This window comes from Rhodanobacter koreensis (assembly GCF_054782855.1).
Window position 1 is genome coordinate 439,261 of sequence record NZ_BAAGRR010000001.1, and the last position, 19,632, is coordinate 458,892.

Annotated in this window: 15 protein-coding genes; 8 read left to right on the plus strand and 7 right to left on the minus strand. The window is 63.0% G+C overall.

The window, feature by feature from the left end; translation table 11 throughout:
* Positions 1–155: 155 nt before the first annotated feature.
* The gene (locus ACYVKM_RS01835; RefSeq protein WP_460875299.1) at positions 156–1,139 is read right to left on the minus strand and encodes a DedA family protein/thiosulfate sulfurtransferase GlpE; all 984 of its coding nucleotides are present in this window, start codon (positions 1,137–1,139) and stop codon (positions 156–158) included.
* A gap of 308 nt (positions 1,140–1,447) precedes the next feature.
* On the opposite strand from ACYVKM_RS01835, the gene ACYVKM_RS01840 reads away from it, so the two are divergent.
* The gene (locus ACYVKM_RS01840; protein WP_460875301.1) at positions 1,448–2,446 is read left to right on the plus strand and encodes a polyprenyl synthetase family protein; all 999 of its coding nucleotides are present in this window, start codon (positions 1,448–1,450) and stop codon (positions 2,444–2,446) included.
* Positions 2,447–2,576: 130 nt separating this feature from the next.
* On the opposite strand, the gene ACYVKM_RS01845 is transcribed toward ACYVKM_RS01840, so the two are convergent.
* The 6 genes from ACYVKM_RS01845 to ACYVKM_RS01870 form a co-directional block, all read right to left on the minus strand.
* Complete coding sequence (locus ACYVKM_RS01845) at positions 2,577–3,596, minus strand: magnesium and cobalt transport protein CorA (RefSeq protein ID WP_460875303.1); 1,020 nt, start codon at positions 3,594–3,596, stop codon at positions 2,577–2,579.
* A 69-nt stretch (positions 3,597–3,665) separates the two neighbouring features.
* Positions 3,666–5,027, minus strand: coding sequence for a DUF697 domain-containing protein (locus tag ACYVKM_RS01850; protein WP_460875304.1), 1,362 nt, complete (start codon positions 5,025–5,027; stop codon positions 3,666–3,668).
* Between the two features lie 12 nt (positions 5,028–5,039).
* Positions 5,040–5,588: a YceI family protein gene (locus tag ACYVKM_RS01855; RefSeq protein WP_460875306.1), complete on the minus strand. Its 549-nt coding sequence runs from the start codon at positions 5,586–5,588 to the stop codon at positions 5,040–5,042.
* On the minus strand, positions 5,585–6,166 hold the full coding sequence (locus ACYVKM_RS01860; RefSeq protein ID WP_460875307.1) for a cytochrome b: 582 nt from the start codon (positions 6,164–6,166) through the stop codon (positions 5,585–5,587). The genes ACYVKM_RS01855 and ACYVKM_RS01860 overlap by 4 nt, the downstream gene beginning before the upstream one ends.
* Entirely contained in the window at positions 6,163–6,783 is a 621-nt protein-coding gene (locus tag ACYVKM_RS01865) for a YceI family protein (protein WP_460875309.1), read from the minus strand. The genes ACYVKM_RS01860 and ACYVKM_RS01865 overlap by 4 nt, the downstream gene beginning before the upstream one ends.
* Positions 6,784–7,103: 320 nt before the next feature.
* Positions 7,104–9,236 (minus strand): prolyl oligopeptidase family serine peptidase, encoded by a 2,133-nt coding sequence (locus tag ACYVKM_RS01870; protein ID WP_460875310.1) that lies wholly within the window; start codon positions 9,234–9,236, stop codon positions 7,104–7,106.
* A 217-nt stretch (positions 9,237–9,453) separates the two neighbouring features.
* Here ACYVKM_RS01870 and ACYVKM_RS01875 point away from each other — a divergent pair, with 217 nt between their 5' ends.
* The 7 genes from ACYVKM_RS01875 (at position 9,454) to ACYVKM_RS01905 (ending at position 19,568) form a co-directional block, all read left to right on the plus strand.
* On the plus strand, positions 9,454–10,815 hold the full coding sequence (locus ACYVKM_RS01875; protein ID WP_460875311.1) for an ArnT family glycosyltransferase: 1,362 nt from the start codon (positions 9,454–9,456) through the stop codon (positions 10,813–10,815).
* A 114-nt stretch (positions 10,816–10,929) separates the two neighbouring features.
* On the plus strand, positions 10,930–11,364 hold the full coding sequence (locus ACYVKM_RS01880) for a pilin (RefSeq protein WP_460876490.1): 435 nt from the start codon (positions 10,930–10,932) through the stop codon (positions 11,362–11,364).
* Between the two features lie 352 nt (positions 11,365–11,716).
* Positions 11,717–12,151: a pilin gene (locus tag ACYVKM_RS01885; protein WP_460875313.1), complete on the plus strand. Its 435-nt coding sequence runs from the start codon at positions 11,717–11,719 to the stop codon at positions 12,149–12,151.
* A 71-nt stretch (positions 12,152–12,222) separates the two neighbouring features.
* Positions 12,223–14,238 carry a tetratricopeptide repeat protein gene (locus tag ACYVKM_RS01890; RefSeq protein ID WP_460875314.1) on the plus strand — a complete coding sequence of 672 codons (2,016 nt, stop codon included), beginning with the start codon at positions 12,223–12,225 and terminating at the stop codon, positions 14,236–14,238.
* 30 nt (positions 14,239–14,268) lie between these two features.
* The gene (locus ACYVKM_RS01895) at positions 14,269–16,080 is read left to right on the plus strand and encodes a phosphoethanolamine transferase (RefSeq protein ID WP_460875316.1); all 1,812 of its coding nucleotides are present in this window, start codon (positions 14,269–14,271) and stop codon (positions 16,078–16,080) included.
* An 83-nt stretch (positions 16,081–16,163) separates the two neighbouring features.
* Entirely contained in the window at positions 16,164–18,347 is a 2,184-nt protein-coding gene (locus ACYVKM_RS01900; RefSeq protein WP_460875317.1) for a hypothetical protein, read from the plus strand.
* A 66-nt stretch (positions 18,348–18,413) separates the two neighbouring features.
* Positions 18,414–19,568: a glycosyltransferase gene (locus tag ACYVKM_RS01905; protein WP_460875319.1), complete on the plus strand. Its 1,155-nt coding sequence runs from the start codon at positions 18,414–18,416 to the stop codon at positions 19,566–19,568.
* Positions 19,569–19,632 lie beyond the last annotated feature (64 nt).

Here is a 19,632-nt window from a genome sequence, read left to right on the forward strand (position 1 = left end):
ACGAGCAGGAACAGCAGGTAGACGAAATCCATCGGCGTCGACTCCATGAAAGGGCGACGCGCACTGTAGGAAGTGCCGTATAAGAACGGGGTATCGGGACGGCGGCTACGCGTATAGAACGCGTAAATTTTCCGCCCGACGTTGCGCGTCTGCGGTCAGGCCGTCATGTGCAACGAGCCATCACCCGTCGCAGCCGTATCCGCCGGCAATCGCGCGACCGAATAACCTGCCGCATCCCACGCATCGAGCCCGCCAAGCAGCGGGCGCACATTGCGATAGCCGATCGCCATCAGCAGCTTGGCCGCCCTGGCGGCGGATACCTCGTTCGGGCAGCTGCAGTAGATCACCAGCTCGCGATCCGACGGAATGTCATGCAAGGCCTTGCCGACACTCTCCAGATCGGCCAGCAGTGCGCCGGGAATGACCCGCGTGTCGAGCAGCCGTGCCGCCTGCGAACGCACGTCGACCACCACCGGATCCTGGCCGCCCATGATGGACCGGTTCAGTTCATCCACCGTGATGCGTGCCATGCGCAAGGCCAGCAGCAAACGCCGGCGCTGCCACCACTTGACGGCAATGTAGAGCGCGAGCAGGACCAGCAGCAGTTCGAACGCCACGGTGCCGGCACTGGCCATGGCCGCCAGCACCACGTCGACCTGTTTGGCAAACGCGTAACCCAACCCAACCGCGAGACCCGCCCATAGCAGCGAACCGAACCCATCGAGCAGCACGAACGCGGCCGTACGCAAACCCATCGCGCCCACCAGCGGCGGCGCCACCGTCGACAGACCCGGCACGAACTTGGCAATCAGCAGGACCCGTCCGCGCCAGCGCTGGAAGCGCAATTCGGACTGCTTCACGCAGGAGTCGGGTGACAGCGAGATGCGGCAAAGCGTGCGCATCACGCCGGAGCCGAAGCGGCGACCCGCCCAGTACCAGGCCAGATCGCTGAGCAGGCAGGCGAGCACCGCCGCCAGCACCACGCCGGCCAGCGCCAGCCTGCCGTTCGCCGCCAGTGCACCGGCCACGACCATGGTCGGCACCGCCGGCACCGGCACGCCGGCCTGCTCCACCAGCACATTGAGGAACACCAGCAACAAGCCGTATTGCGCGATCAGGGCGATGATTTCATGGGCCATCGGATCGGTACTCGAGCACGGTCAGGCGGAACCGCAGATGCCCATGATTGGGCCGGCCAGCGGCGATTGCAAACCCTTCGGTACCCGCACCAGCCTCGCCATTACTTTCATCCGGCCGATGGCCCAAAAACTCTCAAAACCTGCCGACAGCGTCACCCCGGCGAAGGCCGTGATCCAGGCTTGCGCGCGGGCGTTACATGGATGACCTGCTTCGTCGGCCTGCAGCGATCCCGGCCTTCGCCGGGACGACGGCAAAAAATCAGTGGCGTCGCCCTATAATCAGGTCGATACGCCGCCTTGAAGCCTCCATGAACCTGATGCCTGCCGACGCCCGTCCCGCCGACTTCGCCCATGTACGCGACCTCGCCGCTGCCGACATGCAGCGCGTCGATGCGCTGATCCGCCGGCGGCTGTCCTCCGACGTGGTGCTGATCAACCAGATTGCCGACCATATCATCGCCGGCGGCGGCAAGCGGCTGCGCCCCATGCTGCATGTACTGGCCGCCGGTGCCGCCGGCTATCGCGGTGACCACCACATCAAGCTCGCGGCGATCGTCGAGTTCATCCATACATCGACACTGCTGCATGACGACGTGGTCGACGAGTCCGACCTGCGCCGCGGTCGCAAGACCGCGAATGCACTGTGGGGCAACGCCGCGAGCGTGCTGGTGGGCGATTTCCTGTATTCACGTTCGTTCCAGCTGATGGTGGAACTGGACGACATGCGCATCATGCGCATCCTCGCCGACACCACCAACACCATCGCCGAAGGTGAGGTGCTGCAGCTCCTCAACATCGGCAATGCCGACGTGAACGAAACCGCCTACCTCGCTGTGATCGAGCGCAAGACCGCGGTACTGTTCGCCGCCGCCACCGAACTCGGCGGCATCCTCGGCGGCCTGCCGGAAACCCAGGTGGCTGCACTGCGTCGCTACGGCATGGAACTGGGCTACGCCTTCCAGATCGCCGACGACCTGCTCGACTACATCAGCGATGCCGGCACGCTGGGCAAGAACATCGGCGACGACCTGGCCGAGGGCAAGCCCACCCTGCCCCTGATCTACGCGCTGGAAAAGGCCGACCCGGAACAGGCACAGTCGCTGCGTCACGCGATCGAACACGGCGGCCTCGATTCGCTCGACCGCATCATCGCGTCGATCCGCGACTCCGGGGCACTGGAGCGCACCCGCGAACGCGCAGTAACCCACGCAGAGGCCGCACGTTCGGCGCTCGCCGTGCTCTCCCCCTCGGCTTATCGCGACGCCCTGGCCACCCTCGCCGACTACTCGGTGCAGCGCACGTTCTGACCGCACCTGCACGCCGCCACTGTGAGAGGAGCTTCAGCCCCGGCGTTCCGGCTTCATCGGCAAGCAACAGCGTCGCAACTGAAGTCGCTCCCGCAGAAAAGTGTGCTTGCCAGCACGTCGCAGGCCCAGCTCACAGCCACTTCGACCGCTTGAGCAGGAAGAAGATGCCGCCGACCACGCTGGCGACGACCGCAATGATGGCGGGGTAGGCCCAGGGCTGGCTGAGTTCGGGCATGTGGGTGAAGTTCATGCCGTACCAGCTGGTGAACAAGGTGGGCACGGCGAGCATCGCGGCATAGCCGGCCAGTTTCTTCATCACCTCGTTCTGACCCAGTGTCACCAGCGAGAGGTTGACGTTGATCGCGGCGGTGAGCATCTCGCGCATCGCGCTGATCGACTCGTTGACCCGGAACACATGGTCGTAGACGTCGCTGAAATACGCGCGCAGTTCGTCGGGTATCAGCTTGGGGTGCAGCTTCACCAGCTGGCTGATGATGTCCTGCAACGGTGCCACCGCGAGGCGCAGCGTCATCAGGTCACGCTGCATGTCGTACAGCCGCCGCACCGTCCCGCGGTTGAACGTGTCGACAAAGATGTCCTGCTCCAGCTTCTGCAACTCCTCGCGGAAGTCACGCACGATCGGCAGCATGTTGTCGACGATGAAGTCGAGCACGCTGTACAGCGCGTAGCTGGGACCCAGCGCGAGCAGGTGTGGTGCGTGCTCGCAATCGCGTCGAGCAGGTGCATAGGACAGCGACGCGCCGTGACGTACGGTGACCAGATAACGCGGGCCGAGAAAAATATGCGTCTCGCCGAACGCCAGTCGGGTGCCAACCATCTGCGCGGTCTGCACGACCAGGAACAGCGAGTCGCCATAGGCGTCAATCTTGGTACGCTGATGGGCGTTGTGCGCATCCTCGATCGCCAGATCGTGCAGGCCGAATTCCTGCTGCAGCTTCAGCAGCAGCGCCTCATCGGGCTCGTGCAAACCGACCCAGACGAAGGTGTCCGGCTGCGCCAGCACATCGCTGATCGCATCGAGCGTGATCTCCCCGATCCGGTTGCCGTCGTTCCGGTAGGCTACGCAGTTGACCACCATCGGCAGCGCGGTGGTCGACGGTGCGGGTGCTGGCGGCGTGATCAGGTCCATCGCCGCATGATGCCCCGCAGTGCAAGACAGGGCAATTGCAGTGCCCGCACGGTTCCTGTGGCAGCACTTTTACGCACGCTGCGATTTCAGCCGCTTGAGGATTTCCTCGCGCGCCTCGCGCAGGATCGAGTCACGGTCGAGGCTGGCGACGATCTCGGCGACGGCACGCTTGGCACCGGCCTCGCCCCAGGATTTGCCGGCGATCAGATAACGCTCGGCGGCGCGACCGATCAACACGGTGGCATACCAGCCCAGCGCTCCCTGCGCGGCGGCGGTGACTACCACCGACAGGCCCGCGCTGACGCCTTTCAGTGCGGAGGCGACCAGTTGCATGCCCCAGATCGCGCCCATCAGCGCGGCCAGCTGGGCGGAGATCACCGCCACCAGCCGGCCGGATTCGGCACGGGTCAGCGGCAGTCCATACACGCGCGACAACTGCACCACCATCGCCGCATCGAGCCCGGCGGCGGCGAGCAGATCGGCGACCGGAATCGGGTTCAGCGCGACCGCCACGCCCTTGGCAATGCAGTAGTGGCGGATCAGTTTCGCCGCGATCGCCTGCCGCGTCTGCGCGATGCGCGCGCTGACCTGGTCGGTGAGCCGGCCGGCGTACAGCCCGGCGTTGATCGCCGACAGCGTCTTGCCTTCGCGTGCCGCGATCGCCAGCAACCGTTCGCGCAGCGCGGCAACATCGGGTGCGCGCGTCTGCTCATGCGCCTGCTCGCGACCGTGCGCATCGATCTCGATGACCCGTTGCGCGGCCGGATGTGCGGCCACGGCGAGCACATCTTCCGCACGCACCAGCCCGGCAACGCGCAGGCGCAGGTGTTCGAGCAGGCTGTCCAGTTCGTCGCGGCCGTAGCGGTCGGTCTTGTTCAGCGCCAGCAGCAGCGGACGCTGGGTAGCGGCGAGCGTCTTCAGCGCGTCGAGTTCCTCGCGAGTGAGGTCGCCGTCGCACACGAAGATCACCAGGTCGCTGACCTCGGCCACCTCGAATGCGAGCCGCTCGCGCGCCTCGCCGTCCAGTTCGTTGATGCCGGGCGTGTCGATCAGCACCAGGCCGTCGTGCTGCGCCTCGTCGAGCATCGCGTGTGCGGCGTCCGTGGTGGTGCCGTGCAGCACGCCTACGCTGAACGCCTCGCGGCCGAGCAACGCATTGCCCAGCGCCGACTTGCCGGTGGAGACGCGGCCGAACACGGCAATGTGCAGTTCGCCGCGTTCGAGCTTGTCCAGCATGCTTTCGATACGGCCGAAGTCGGTGGCAAGTTCGCTGCGCACCGAGGCCGGGATGGTCGGATCATCGAGCAGGTTGCGCAGGCTGTCGGCCACGCGCGTCGAGTCGCTGCCCTGGTGGCGCGGGGCCGGGGTGGCAACGGTGCGGGTTGGCGTGATCCAGCCACGCAGGCGTCGCCACAGGTGGTCGCTCGCCATCGTGGTGCGGGACTACTTCGACGCAAGCTGCAAATGGGCGATGATCTTGACATCTGCGCCGATCACCGAGGTATCGGCGTAATCGCCCGTACCCACACCGAAATCGAGCCGCTTCAGGGCGCCCGCCACGTCCATCACGGCAGAACCGCCCTGTGACCTGAACGACACGGTGAGGCTCAGCGGCTTGGTGACGCCGCGCAGGGTCAGCTGGCCGTCGGCGATCACTTGCGCACCATTCTGGTGGAAACCGGTGGTCACGAAATGGGCCGTGGGGAATTTGGCCACGTTGAAGAAGTCCGCGCCGGGCAGCGCGCTGTCCTGATCGTGGTCACCGGTCTTGGCGCTGGCCAGCGTCACGGTCACGTCGAATTTCGAGCTGTCGAGATGGGCCGGGTCGTAGCTGATCGCCGCCGTCCACTGGCCGAAGTTGCCATTGAACGCAGCGCCCTGGTAAGTGCCGCTGAAACCGAGCCGGCTCAGCTCGGGACGCACGGTGTAATCCGTGGCCGCGGCAGCGCACGGCAGTGCGAGTGCAAACAGCAAGATGGCAAGTCGTTTCATGGGGAGTCTCCTGTGGAGGTCGAGCCGTTGCGCAAGCGGCCAAAGGGAAGCATCCGACGCAACACGTTGTCGTTGTCGAACACGTGATGCTTCAGCGCTGCACCCACGTGCGCCAGCAGCACCAGGATCAGCAACCAGAACAGATATTCGTGCACGGCATGCGACAAATGGCGCATGTCGTCGTTTTTCGCCACCAGCGCCGGCAGGTTGAACAGCTTGAACCACTGCAGCGGCTTTCCGGTGACGGAATTGAACCACCAGCCACTGAGCGGCAGCGCCACGATCAACACATACATTACGCCGTGTACGGCCTGCGCGCCCAGCTGCTGCCAGTGCGGCGCAGGCTCTTCACGAGGGCGGCCGTCACCCCAGCGCCACAGCACGCGCAGCAGCACCAGCGCGAGCACGGTCAGGCCGATCGACTTGTGCAAGGCCAGCCAGTTGATCTTCTGCATCGGCGAACGGGCCAGATCCATCAGCAGGCCGAAGATGCCATTGCCGATGATGGCCAGCGCGATGGTCCAGTGGAAGAACTTGGCGACCGAACCCCACTGGCGGTCATTGCTGAGCAGACTCATGGTTGTTCCTTGGGTTTTGAAGTGGGGGCGTCGCTACGGATCGCCTCGATTTCCAGCCACACGCTGACCTGGTGCCCGATCGAACCGGCAAAGCTGGTCATGCCGAATGCGTCACGATCCAGCAGGACGGTGGCGGAGAAGCCAGCCACATCGTGCAGGCCATAGATGGTCCGTCCGGCGCGATTGAAGGTGAACGGAATGTTCACCGGCTGACTGATTCCGCGCAGGCTCAGCCGGCCATGCAGTATGCCGTGATGGTCGTCCTTGCGCTCGACGCCGGTACTGACGAAATGGGCGTAACGGTTGCGTGAACAATCAAGCAGGGCCGGCTTGCACACGGCCGTATTCCAGTCCGCATCGCCCATGTCCAGGCTGCCCAGGTCGATGTCCAGTTCGGTGGCCGCGTTGCTCCAGTCGTCCGGGTCGAAACGCAGCCAGCCGCTGGCGACATGCAGCCGTCCAAACGGGCGCGAATAGCCGTCATGGCTGATGCTGAAGACGATCTGGCTATGCACCGTGTCATAGCGATAACCGGCACTGGCGGCGTGCACCTGCGCCAAAGGCAGCAGGGTCAGCGCAAACCACCACAACCAACCGCTTGAACGTGAACGGAGCATGCGGTGAAGTCTCGCCGATTGGCCGTGGCGGTGCCAGCACCGGTCCGGAAACGGTGGGTTTCCGTCCCACAACGTCATTCCGGCGAAGGCCGGAATCGCCTCACAACAGCAAAGCGAACCAGTCATTTGACCCAAGGACCTGGATGGCTGGCTTCTGGATGACCGGCTTCGCCGTCAAAGGGCGATTCCGGCCTTCGCCGAATGACGACAAATAGGGGCCATTCAAGATGCCCGAGGCTTCTCCCACAAAGGCCAGCCGGAAAAGAAAACGGCGGCCCGGAGGCCGCCGTTTTGTCATGCCGGATGGATTCGATACCGACTCAGTTCGATGCCGCCTTCGGCGCATCCTTGGCGGTCCACTGCTTCAGCCACGCGTTGACGGCGTCGTGCCACTGCACGCTGTTGTGCGGCTTCAGCACCCAATGGTTCTCGTCCGGGAAGGTCAGGAATTCGCTGGGAATGCCGCGGCGCTGCATCGCCGTGAACGCGCCCAGGCCCTGGGTGATCGGGATGCGGAAATCGTCGCCGCTGTGCACCACCAGCATCGGCACGCGCCAGTCCTTGACGTGGTTGACCGGGTTGAACTTCTCGTAGTTCTCGGGATGCTCCCACGGTGTGCCGCCGTTCTCCTTCTCCTCGAACCACAGCTCCTCGGTGTCGTAGTACATCGCGCGCGCGTCGAACACACCGTCGTGGTCGACTAGGCACTTCCACGGCTTGTTCCACACGCCGGCGATCCAGTAGGTCATGTAGCCGCCGTAGCTGGCACCGAGTGCACAGGCGCGGTCGCCGTCGAGGAAGCTGTACTTGTCCAGCGCGGCCTTCCAGCCCAGCTTCAGATCCTCCAGCGGCTTGCCGCCCCAGTCGCCCGAGATGGAATCGGTGAACGCCTGGCCATAACCGGTGGAACCGTGGAAGTTCACCGTCACCACCGCGAAACCCTGCCCCGCGTAGGTCTGCGGATTCCAGCGGTAACTCCAGCCATTGGTCATTGCGCCCTGCGGGCCGCCGTGGATGATGAAGGCGACCGGATAGGTCTTGCCCGGCTGGTAGTCGACCGGCTTGACCACGTAGCCCTGCACGGTCTGGTTGTTCCAGCCCTTGAAATTGAAGAACTCGAAATCACCGACCTTGGCGTTCTTCAGGTCTTCCGCGTTGAAGTGGGTGACCTGCTTCAGGTCGCTGCCATTGGCATTGGCAACGTACAGATCGGCCGGCCGCTTCAGGTCGTCGCGTGTCAGCAGCAACTTGTCACCCACCAGTGAATAGCCATCCACGGTGCCGTCACCGACCAGCTCGGTGACCTTGCCGCTGGCCGTATCGATCGCGAACAGCGGGTGCTCCCCGTTGTCGTCAGTGGTGGTGTACAGCGTCTTTCCATCGGCCGAAATGGTGAGGCCGCCGGGCGAGCGATCCCACTTCGGATCGACCTCGTGCCTGGCACCGGTGGCCAGGTCCAACGCCATGATAGCGAAGCGGTCGGCCTCGAAACCAGGCGTCTTCATCGCCAGGTAGTACAACGTCTTGCCGTCCGGCGATGCCACCGGATACGCATCCCACGCCTTGTTGTCGGCGGTGAGGTTCTTCGGTGCGACCGAACCATCCGTTGGCACACTGTACACATCGAAGTTGGTCGACCACGGTTCGCTGGTGCCGGCGATGCGCGCATCGAAATACACGGTGCGGCCATCCGGCGCGAAGCTGAACTCGCTCTCGTCGCCAAACGGCTTGCTTGGCACATCGCCGTCGATGCCACGGCTGAGCAGAGTCGGCTCCACCGGCAGCTGGCCCTTGCCATCGAAGCTGGCCACGAACAACTGGTTACGCCGGCCATTGGCCCAGGTATCCCAGTGCCGCACGAACAACTTCTTGTACAGCGTGCCGCTGGCCTTGTCCTTGTCACGCGCCTCGACGCGCTGCTGGGTGCAGGCCAAGGTCGCGCAATCGGTGAACACCTCGTACGACAGCAACACCTTCTTGCCATCCGGCGACAACTTGTAGTCATTGATGTCCAGCGGCGTGTGGCTCACCTGCACCGGCGCAGCATGCTTCGCCAGACTCAAACCATCCTTGCCACCCAGGTCCAGCCGCCACAACTGCGCCACACCCTTCGTGGGCGCCACGAAATACAGGCTACGCCCATCCGCCGACCAGCGCGCCGAACCGCCCTTGTCCACCACCTTCACCGGCCGGTTGCCGTTGTCCGACAGATCCAGCACATACACCGCGTTGACGCCCTTGTTCGCCGCATAGTCGGTACTGCGCACGCCGAACGCCGCATAGCGCCCATCCGGCGACAACTGCGGATCGCTGACCCGCTCCATCATCACCAGGTCGCGCACATTGAACGGATGCGGGCCCTGCGCCTTGACGAAACTGGTGTCCACGGCATCGCTCGCCAGCGCAGGTGCAGCCACCAGCGCGAACAGCAGCGCGGCTATCAGAGGTTTCATGGGAGTTCCTTGTGCGTGGCGAAAAGGCGACGGTAAGCGCCAGCGACGCATCAGGCAAGCCTTCCCATCCACGCCGGACCAACGGCTGGCCACCCCTACCGGCCTGCTACATGTGAAAGACAATGAGGGAGCCTCCTGTCAGGCAACGCGCTGACCACGCCTATCGGCCGAGCCATTCGTGCATACTCAGTCCATCGGCAAAGCGGAGCGCAATCGCATGCCCACGACTGATTTGGCGTGTCGCCAGAGCTGGCAGTGGCGGTTCCTGATCTTGTTCATCGGTCTGTTGGCTCTCGGGTTTCGCTATTACTACGTCACCCACGCCGAAGTATTCCAACCAGTCAACCAGCCCAACGTTCGTGCCGATGCGGTCGAGTATTACGCGTATGCGCGCAACCTGGTCCGGCATGGTGTGTTCTCCAAGGCGCCGGAGGGTGTAGCCCCTCTCGTCGGCGACAGTTACCGCGACCCTGGCTATCCGGTCTTTCTGGCCGGCTGGATGAAGCTCTTCAGCCAATGGGACAGCTGGTATGCCGCCGTGCTGCTTGCGCAGGCCGTGCTGGGCGCACTGACCGTTGTTTTCATGCTGTGCCTGGGCCGGCGCTGGATGCCGATGCGCTGGCTGGCAGTGGCGGGCGTGCTGATGACGGTCTGGCCACATAGCGTGGCCATGTGCAGCTACCTGCTGTCGGAGACCCTGTTCGGCTTTCTGCTCGCCTTGGGCCTGTTGTTGCTGGGCATGGCGCTCGAGCGGCGCAGTGTTGGATGGGCGGCAGCCAGTGGCATCGCCCTGTCGCTGGCCGCCTTAACCAATGCCATCTTGCTGCCGCTCGCCTTTTTGCTAGCCGTGTACCTGTGCGTACGGCGGCAAATGAGCATCAGCATGTCTGCCGGCCTGATTATCGCGGCCCTGCTCATGATCGCGCCCTGGGCCATACGCAACAGCCTGCTCCCCGCCAACGACGCCACCTCCAGCGGACGTGCCCTGACCAACCTGGTGCAGGGCTCATGGCCCGGTTACCACGGCGCGTACCAGGCCGCGATGAAACATGATCCGGATGGCATCATCGTCATGGCTGCCATCGACCGGGAAATTGCCACGATCGAACCCCACCCCTTGGCTGGACTGGACTTGATCGGACGACGCGTGGCCGAGGATCCAGGCCACTACATCCGGTGGTATCTGAGCAAGCCTGCTCTGTTGTGGGAGTGGGATATCCGCATGGGCCAGGGCGATGTCTATGTTTACCCCACGCGAAACTCGCCCTTCAAAGTCAGCCCGATCTATCGCGCCGTGGGCGCCATCAGCCACTCACTCAATCCATGGCTGTTTGCATTGGCGATGATCGGCGGCGTGCTCGCGCTGATGCCCAGGCACAAGATCCAGCCGAGCATCGCCGCAACGGCGCTGACGCTGGCGCTGGTCACGGTGGTCTACAGCGTGCTGCAGGCCGAACCCCGCTACGCGATCCCGTTTCGTGGGGCGGAGATCATGCTGGCCGTTTTCGTTGCCTGTCGAGGCATCCATGCCATCACCCAGCTCAGGGCGTGGCCCCGGGCCAAACCCGCACATATGTGACACCCGTCTCAGCCTAACCATCCGACACGGCGAACCTGGGTCGACAACGATGACGCCAGCGGAACCTTGGTACAAAACGTGCCTGCCACCGGTGCACTCACAGGGGAGTCCATCATGTGTCAGCGTATTTCCGCCGGTTTTACCTTGATCGAACTGATGATCGTCGTGGCGATCATCGCGATCCTTGCCGCCATCGCCATACCCGCCTATCAGGACTATCTGGTCCGCTCACAGGTATCCGAAGGAATGGTCCTGGCCAGCGGTGCCAAGGCGGCCATATGGGACTATGTCTCAAATACGGGCACCTTCCCTCCCAGCAACCAGTCGGCAGGCCTGTCCAAAGCCACATCCATCACTGGCGCCTACGTTTCCAGCGTGGACGTGACCGATGGCAAGATCACGGTCTCGTACAACGGCCCCAAAGCCAACCGCGCGATCACCAGCAGTAACCTGGTGTTGTCACCGATCAGCAGCGCAGGCAGCATCACCTGGAACTGCACCCCCAGCACGCTGGACGCGAAATACCTGCCGACCACCTGCCGCAATTAGTCCTTGCGATGGGCTGATCACTGGGATGCAAAAAAAGAGAAACTGACAAGAAACGTCACTATTTGCCCAGAAACGACTGTCGTCCGCGGGAGCAGTTGGTCACGCTTCCGGCATCTGCCGGACAACAAAGGACAGCGCTTGCGGGGTATCGTGACGAAAGGCACAATCCGAATACCCTTATCATGAGGGAATACGCCAGCGGCAGGTGTGGCACACAATCTGCTTCACTCTGCCGCGAGCTTCCTGGTCGTTCCTGACCACGAGTATGGGGTCCGATCCTGCCTAGGGGGATACGGGACTGGGGCTCAGGGGGCATCACCGCGGTTAGCTAACCAAATACAGAGGAACCACCATGAAGAGCATGCAGAAAGGCTTTACCCTGATCGAACTGATGATCGTGGTTGCGATCATCGCGATCCTCGCCGCTATCGCTATCCCGGCCTATCAGGACTACCTGGTCCGCACGCAGGTCTCCGAAGGCGCGGTGCTGACCGACGGCGCCAAGACGGCGATCTCCGAGTTCTACAGCAACACGGGCAAATTCCCTTCCACCAATGCATCGGCCGGTCTCGCCCTGCCCTCGAGCATTAAAGGCAAGTACGTTGATTCTGTCGATGTGAGCGCCAACGCGGGCCAGATCGTCGCCAAGTTCGGCACCGGTGCCAACACGGCCATCCAGACCAAGGATTTTGTGCTCTCCGCGGTGACCAGCACCGGCAGCATTGCCTGGACCTGCACTCTGAGCAGTGTTGCCCAGAAGTACCTGCCTACCTCTTGCCGTTCGTAATATTCGGGTTCGATAAGATCCAAGCCAGAAGGGCCGCTTCGTGCGGCCCTTTTGTTTTTCTGGGGGCTGCGATGCGCCATCGTCTTGCATTCGTGCCATGGCTGGTATTGCTGGCCTTGGTGGTGTCGGCCATGACGGCTTACTGGCCGGGCCTGCATGGCGCGTTTCTGTTTGACGACTTTGGCAACCTGCCGGCCCTCGGTGCCAGTGGCCCGATCGACCATTGGCCGACATTCTGGCGCTACATCACGTCGGGCATCGCCGACCCTACCGGGCGGCCGCTGACGATGCTGACTTTTCTCATCGATGCCCGCAACTGGCCCGCCGACCCGTACCCGTTCAAACGCACCAACCTGATCCTGCACGTTCTCAACGGTGTGCTGCTGTATGCCCTGCTGGTCAAGCTCGGGCGGACGTTGGCACTGGACACACTGCGCTGCCAAGTTGCCGCCTTGCTCGGCACGGCCCTGTGGCTGCTGCACCCGCTGCTGGTATCGACCACGCTTTACATCGTGCAACGCGAAGCGATGCTGCCGGCAACCTGCGCACTGGCTGGCTTGCTTATCTGGCTGCATGGACGCGCACGGCTGCTGGACGGAAAAGTCGCCTCGGGGTGCATCTGGAGCGTGACTGGCCTGGGCGGCTTCACCCTGCTGGGTATGCTGGCGAAAGCCAACGGCATCTTGCTGCCGTTATATGCCTTGCTGATCGAGATCGTTCTGCTCGCTCCCCGGCTAGTGCCACCTCCAGGCAGGGCACGGCAGACTCATCGCGGCATTCTGCTGGTCTTTGCCGTGGTTCCCGCCATGGCAATCGGGGCTTATCTGCTGTGGATCGGCATCTATGGCGTCATCGCCGGCGGCCCCGCACTGCGCCCATGGACCTATGCGCAACGGCTGTTGACCGAACCGCGCGTGCTGATGGATTACCTCCAGTTGCTGTGGTTGCCGCGGCCGTTCTCCAGCGGGCTGTTCAACGACCAGTACACCGCCTCGACCTCCCTGCTGCATCCCGCCGCCACGCTGCCGGCGATCCTCGCGGTAATGTTGCTGATCGGTGGTGCGTGGCACCTGCGCCGGCGCCATCCTGCACCGAGTCTGGCGATCCTGTTCTATTTCGCCGGACAGTTGATCGAGTCCTCATCGATACCGCTGGAGCTGTATTTCGAGCATCGCAATTACGTGCCTGCCCTGCTGATGTTCTGGCCGCTCGGCCTATGGCTGACCGACACGCGCTCCCTCAAGGCCACCAAGCGGTTCTTGCTGATCGCATTGCCCTTGGGCCTGGCTTGGCTGACCCACACGCGGGCTGACTTGTGGGGGAACGTGCGCGAACAGGCTTTGATCTGGGCACAGACCAACCCGGACTCACCACGGGCCCAGGCCAACGCCGCGCAAATCGAGATGCAGAACGGGCGTCCGCGAAAAGCCATAAGCAGGCTGGAAAAGTTGCTTGCCGCCCAACCCGATCAGGCGCAGCTCGCCTTCAACCTGATCGGTGCACGTTGCATGACCGGAGGCATCAGCCCAGCAGACCTGGCTGCCACGCGCACCGCCATGCGCGGAACCGCCAACGTTGGTGCGCTGCTGGCGCACTGGTTTGATCGCGTCTTGCCAGTGGTCATGGCCGGCGGCTGCCCGGGCCTGACGCCAGATGGCCTGCAGAGTCTGATCGATGCCGGCCTGCAAAATCCCCGGCTCGGCGCAGCCGGCCCACGGCAGGATCTCACCTATTTGCGTGGCCGCATCGCACTTGCGCAGCATCGACCGGATGCCGCGCTGGCCGACTTCACGCAGGCGCTGGACCTGCAGGTACGGCCAGACATGGCGCTGCAAGTGGCCGCCACCCTGGCCTCGGCAGGTTATCCTGCGCAGGGCCTGCAACTGCTGGATCATTATCAGACCGTGGAAAAGGATGTGGTGCCACCGGGGTTCGGCATGCCGATGGTCCATGCCTGGATCCTGGCTCGCCAGAACTATTGGCCACTCGAATTGAAACGCCTGCGAGATGTGCTCGCCCAGCAGGAGCAGACATCCACTCCCATGCCAGCCCCGTTGCCCACAGCTCCCCGACCTGCCGACAGGTGAGCCGTTCCACCCGCGAATCCCGGACAGGCCATGCTTCCAAAAACCTCGTTGACCCGCCCGCTGACATTGAGTGCGTTATTCCTGCTGCTGGTCCTGCTGATGCTGCCCAACCTGATCTGGTATGCGTACCAGCCCAGTCTGCAGACGGCGATCGAGGCGCTGTTCATACCAGGCATTCTTCTTCTGGCGCTTTTCGCCCTGCTCGGAAATCTGCCCTGGCTGGCCTGTCTGCTGCTGGCGCCTTTCGTGCTGCTGGCTCCGATAGAAGCGTACTACGTGGCGATCTACCACCACCCCACCTCGGCCGAGATCATCGGTACCCTGGTCGCCAGCAATCCCAGGGAGACCCGCGAGTATCTGGGGGCCGCCCTGGTACCGATCGGATTGGGCCTGCTGGCGGCGTTGGCGCTGGCTTTGCTGGCCGCGTGGCGGAGTGCGCGGGAACGCCTGCGCTGGCGCGGCCGCGTGCGCGAATGGGTACTCGCCCTGGTCGCCGGCACGCCACTAGCGACCTTGGCCGTAGCCATGATTGCAACGAGCGGAAGCCTTCACCAGCGCATGCGAAGCGCCACGGTGCTGGCCTCGACGTTCACCGCTGCGATCGAACCAGGATATCCCTTTGGCCTGTTCCAGCGCGTCCATGTGTACCACCGGGAATGGACCGCCATGCGCACCGATGCGGCCAGGCTGGACGCCTTCCGCTTTCACGCCCGGCGCATCACCCAGGTGCATCAGCGTCAGGTGTATGTGCTGGTGATTGGCGAAAGCAGCAGGCGCGATCACTGGCAGCTGTTTGGCTATACACGCCCGACCAACCCCGAACTGAGCCGAATGAGCAACCTGGTGCCTATCGGCGATATGGTCACGTCGTGGCCTGAATCATTGCAAGCCATTCCACTGGTGCTGACGCGCAAACCGATCACCCTCGCCAGCCCCACCTTTGGCGAGGCCTCCATCCTGCGTGCAATGCAGGAAGCCGGCTACGAGACCTACTGGATTTCCAACCAGCTGGCGATCGGTAAATTCGACTCTCCCGTGTCTACCTATGCGTATGAGGCGCAGCATGTCAAATGGCTGAATCACGCCTCATGGACAGCACCAGGAAGCTATGACGAAGACCTGCTGAAACCCCTGCGAGACGCCTTGGGTGACTCCACGCATGACCTGTTCATCGTGCTGCACATGATGGGCAGCCACACCGGCTACGACTTCCGTTATCCGGCCGAGTTCAAGCGCTTTCGACCCACGATGGCGGATGCAGGAAGCGAGGCCTCCACGCTCGCACGTCAGCAGAACAGCTACGACAACACGATCCTCTACACGGATCATGTGCTGGCCAGTGCCATCGATATCCTGCGCCAAAGCGGCGCGATGACGACACTATGGTATGCGTCCGACCATGGCGAGATGTTGCGCACGGCGACGTGTTCGCTATATGGACATGGCCTTGGAACCCGTTACGAATTCGAGGTGCCGGCATTGTTCTGGTACTCCGACACGTATGCGCACCAGTTCCCGGAGCGGGTTGCCGCTCTGGTCAGCCACTCGCGGGATCGCACACTCAGCGCGAGCACGTTCGAGTCACTGATCGACATGGCTGGTGTCGATTTTCCTGGCCACGATGAAAGCTGGAGCCTGTTCAACCAGCACTGGCAGTATCGGCCACGCATCGTCAGTTCATACTGGCAGGCCGATTTCGACAAGGCTGATTTCGGCAAGAATTGTCCGTTGGTGCTGCCGGGCCCAGCGCCGGATTCGCCACAAGGCGACAATGCACTGTCGAAAAAGACAAGCGCGCCCCCAAACCGGGCGCGCCCTACAGCGAAGAAAACACAAGACTGACTCCTTGGCCGCTGCACCCGGACACGTAGCATGTTCAGATACATCCATTTCCATGCATACCATCTTCGAGTAACCCTGAGCCCATGAAAGCATCTTCGTCTGGTCGTCCCGGTCTCTGGCTCTTGCTTGCCTTCCTGATCGTCACTGCGGCCGTTTACTGGCCGGGCCTATCGGGGGGATTCCAGTTCGACGACTACCCCAATATCGTCGACAACAAGGGGGTACAACCGCATGACGCCAGCCTCTCATCGCTGGTCGGCGCCGCACTCGCCTCACCTGCCAGCGAATTCAAGCGCCCGCTGGCGTCGCTGAGTTTCGCCGCCAACTACCTCGCAAGCGGCCTCGATCCTTACTGGATGAAACTGAGCAACCTGATCATCCACCTGATGAACGGGTTGCTGGTGTTTCTGCTGGCGCGAGCGCTGCTGCTCGTGGATGGCTCGTCGCAGAGGCCATTCCTTGTGGGAGCGGCTTCAGCGGCGATGCCCTCGCGCTCCACTGCTGGACACCTCGACAGTGGGGTTGAGGTGTCGACCAAGGGCATCACGACTGAGGTCGCTCCTGCAACAACAGCCGACCCCACCAACGATCGTGCCGGCACCGTTGCCGCCCTGATCGCTGGCGGCTGGATGCTGCTGCCGATCAACCTCACTGGCGTGCTGTATGTGGTGCAGCGCATGGAGAGCATGGCCAACCTGTTCGTGCTGCTCGGCCTGATCGGCTACGTAGCCGGGCGCCGCCGCATGCTGGGAACGCCGGCCGCCTGCGGAGTCATTCCGGCCCATACTCGTCAGAGGCCGCCGGAGCAGAGCCGCACCTCCACCAGCATTCGAGGCTTCATCCTCTGCGCAGCCAGCACCACCCTCCCGGCGGCAGTCGGCATCCTGGCCAAGGAAACCGCGGTGATGCTGCCGCTGTATGCCTTCCTGATCGAATGGATTCTGTTCGGCTTTCAGCACCCCGCGGACACGACCGGGGCTGCAGTCCCCCAACCGACACCAGTGCGGCGAAGTGACCGCCGCATCCTCGGCCTGTTCGTGCTGGTGCTGGCGCTGCCCATGGTCGCGGGGCTGGCCCGTCTGCTGCCCGGCCTGCTCAGCCCCGAAGCCTGGGCCACTCGCGATTTCAGCCTGAGCACGCGCCTGCTCAGCGAGGCGCGCATCGTCGTCGACTACATCGTATGGACGCTGCTGCCGTCACCGCATGCACTATCGTTCTATCACGACAATTTCCACATCTCGAGCGGACTATTGCAGCCGTGGACCACCCTGGCCAGCATCGCCCTGCTTGGCGCACTGGTCGCGCTGATGTTCTGGCTGCGCCAACGCCAGCCGCTGACCGCACTCGGCATCGCGTTGTTCCTGGGCTGCCAGTTGCTCACCGGCACCATCATTCCGCTGGAACTGATCTACGAGCACCGCAACTATTTCGCCAGCTTCGGCCTGTTGCTGGCGATCGTACCCTTGCTCGCCGCCCCATCCATCGCCTCGGCTGAAGCCGCTCCAACCGTTGCTCAGGGCATGCCGATGGCGCTGCCGCGCTACGCGCTGCTGGCCGGGCTGATGCTGTGCTGGGCCGCATTGACCGCACTCACCTCCTATGCCTGGGGCAATCCGCTGCGACTGGCCGAAGACCTGGCTGCGCGGGCGCCGCAGTCGCCGCGCGCGCAGTACGAATTGGGCCGTACCTACATCATCTATTCGCACTACGATCCGGCCTCGCCATTCATCCGGCTGGCCTATCCCCCGCTGGAGCGATCTGCCGCGCTGCCGAATTCCTCGATCCTGCCCGAGCAGGCATTGATCTTCATGAACGCCCGGATGCATCTGCCGCTCAAGGATGCCTGGTGGGACAGCATGATCACCAAGCTGGAGCGGCACAAACCGGGCGTGCAGGATGAAAGCTCGCTCGTGGCCCTGACCCAGTGCGCGCATGAAAAGCACTGCAAACTTCCGCAAGATCGCATGGTCGCTGCTTATCTTGCAGCGCTGAGTCATCCTGATCCGAGCGCAAGACTCCTTGCGGATTACAGCAACTATTGCTGGAACATACTTGGTGACAGAGCCGTTGCGATCCGAATGATCGACGATGCCGTCAAGGCAGCCCCCGCCGAGCCAGCCTATCTGATTACCCAAGTTCGCATGCTGGCGGCCGAATCGAAACGCACGGAAGCATTCAAGGCGCTCAACAAGTTGCAGGCCCTGAACTACGGCGGCCGTCTGAACAGCGACATTTCGCAGTTGCGTGCGCTACCGGAACTCAAGTAACTGAAGATGGCGCTGACTCTTTCGGCACGTCCCTGCCAAAGTAGTGCTTTGGAAGTTTGATCAATCATGTCTGATACTGACAACCGAGAGCCGCTCAACGAAACGCATGAGCCGCTCCCTGTGCAAGTAGTTTACATACTCGCTTACCGGGCACCGGGATATATCCGTACCGAGAGCCTGCTGACTGCACTGCGCTCCGGCAACCACATGAACATTGCCGTTGCCCGCAACAAGCATCCAGGCATACGCCGCTATATCGAAACGTGGAACGCACTGCGACAGCTTCGCGCGAAAATCACCCCGGATATCTATGTGATCGGTTTTCGCGGACATGAGATTTTCTGGCCCATACGCTGGCTGACCCGTGGAAAGCCACTCATATTCGACGCCATGATGTCGCCTTATGGCGCGCTCCACGACGAGTACGGCGACAGCGCGCCACATCGCTGGCTGGCCAAAATGATCTATCCGCTTGAACGGCTGATGCTTCGGCGTGCAGACCTCGTGTTGACCGACACCCAGCTGCATGCCGAGTTCTACGCGCGGACATTCGGGTTGCCCATCGAACACTTCTGCCCGCTGCCAGTGGGCGCCATTGAGCCGGCGGGGAGCGCGGCGCCTTCCACGCATGGCAGGGGCGACCCCTTCAGCGTGCTGTTTTACGGCTCATTCCTGCCGCTACATGGCATCCAGGTCATTGTTTCGGCCGCGGCGCAACTTACCGATCTGCCGATCCGCTTCGACTTTATCGGTGGAAGCAAAGCCCAGGCGCGCGGCTTGCACCGCCTCTGCCAAACGTCTGACGTGACAAACTTCACCTACCGTCGCTGGGTGGAATTCGAGCAACTGCTGCAGCAGGACATACCTAACGCAGATCTTTGCCTGGGCGGTCCGTTTGGAGGCACGCCGCAGGCCAGGCGAGTGGTCACCACCAAGACATCGCAATGCTTGGCGTTGGGCAAAGCCACGGTCATCGGCAAAACAGATGAAGATTACGGATTCGTTGACAAGGGCAATTGCCTGCTGGTGGCTCAGGCAGATGCCGCTGCACTCGCTGCCGGCATTCGATGGGCATTCGAGAATCGCGCATCGCTAGCCGAACTGGGCGAGCGCGGCCGCGACGCCTATCACACGCATCTCTCCACCAGTGTCATCACGACGCGCCTGCAAACAGCGCTGACCCAGCTGGTAGCTAACTCCACGAAAACTCCGGCGAGCTGATCCGGCTTTCGTAGCCACGACGGCACTAAGCGCGAGACCCAACTGCTCGCCGACATGCTGGTAC

Coding starts and splice junctions, on each gene's coding strand:
- ACYVKM_RS01895 (WP_460875316.1), top strand. CDS start 14,269: ATGCTTCCAAAAACCTCGTTGACCCGCCCGCTGACATTGAGTGCGTTA.
- ACYVKM_RS01880 (WP_460876490.1), top strand. CDS start 10,930: ATGTGTCAGCGTATTTCCGCCGGTTTTACCTTGATCGAACTGATGATC.
- ACYVKM_RS01870 (WP_460875310.1), bottom strand. CDS start 9,236: ATGAAACCTCTGATAGCCGCGCTGCTGTTCGCGCTGGTGGCTGCACCT.
- ACYVKM_RS01860 (WP_460875307.1), bottom strand. CDS start 6,166: ATGAGTCTGCTCAGCAATGACCGCCAGTGGGGTTCGGTCGCCAAGTTC.
- ACYVKM_RS01855 (WP_460875306.1), bottom strand. CDS start 5,588: ATGAAACGACTTGCCATCTTGCTGTTTGCACTCGCACTGCCGTGCGCT.
- ACYVKM_RS01875 (WP_460875311.1), top strand. CDS start 9,454: ATGCCCACGACTGATTTGGCGTGTCGCCAGAGCTGGCAGTGGCGGTTC.
- ACYVKM_RS01865 (WP_460875309.1), bottom strand. CDS start 6,783: ATGCTCCGTTCACGTTCAAGCGGTTGGTTGTGGTGGTTTGCGCTGACC.
- ACYVKM_RS01885 (WP_460875313.1), top strand. CDS start 11,717: ATGAAGAGCATGCAGAAAGGCTTTACCCTGATCGAACTGATGATCGTG.
- ACYVKM_RS01845 (WP_460875303.1), bottom strand. CDS start 3,596: ATGGACCTGATCACGCCGCCAGCACCCGCACCGTCGACCACCGCGCTG.
- ACYVKM_RS01905 (WP_460875319.1), top strand. CDS start 18,414: ATGTCTGATACTGACAACCGAGAGCCGCTCAACGAAACGCATGAGCCG.
- ACYVKM_RS01840 (WP_460875301.1), top strand. CDS start 1,448: ATGAACCTGATGCCTGCCGACGCCCGTCCCGCCGACTTCGCCCATGTA.
- ACYVKM_RS01850 (WP_460875304.1), bottom strand. CDS start 5,027: ATGGCGAGCGACCACCTGTGGCGACGCCTGCGTGGCTGGATCACGCCA.
- ACYVKM_RS01900 (WP_460875317.1), top strand. CDS start 16,164: ATGAAAGCATCTTCGTCTGGTCGTCCCGGTCTCTGGCTCTTGCTTGCC.
- ACYVKM_RS01890 (WP_460875314.1), top strand. CDS start 12,223: ATGCGCCATCGTCTTGCATTCGTGCCATGGCTGGTATTGCTGGCCTTG.
- ACYVKM_RS01835 (WP_460875299.1), bottom strand. CDS start 1,139: ATGGCCCATGAAATCATCGCCCTGATCGCGCAATACGGCTTGTTGCTG.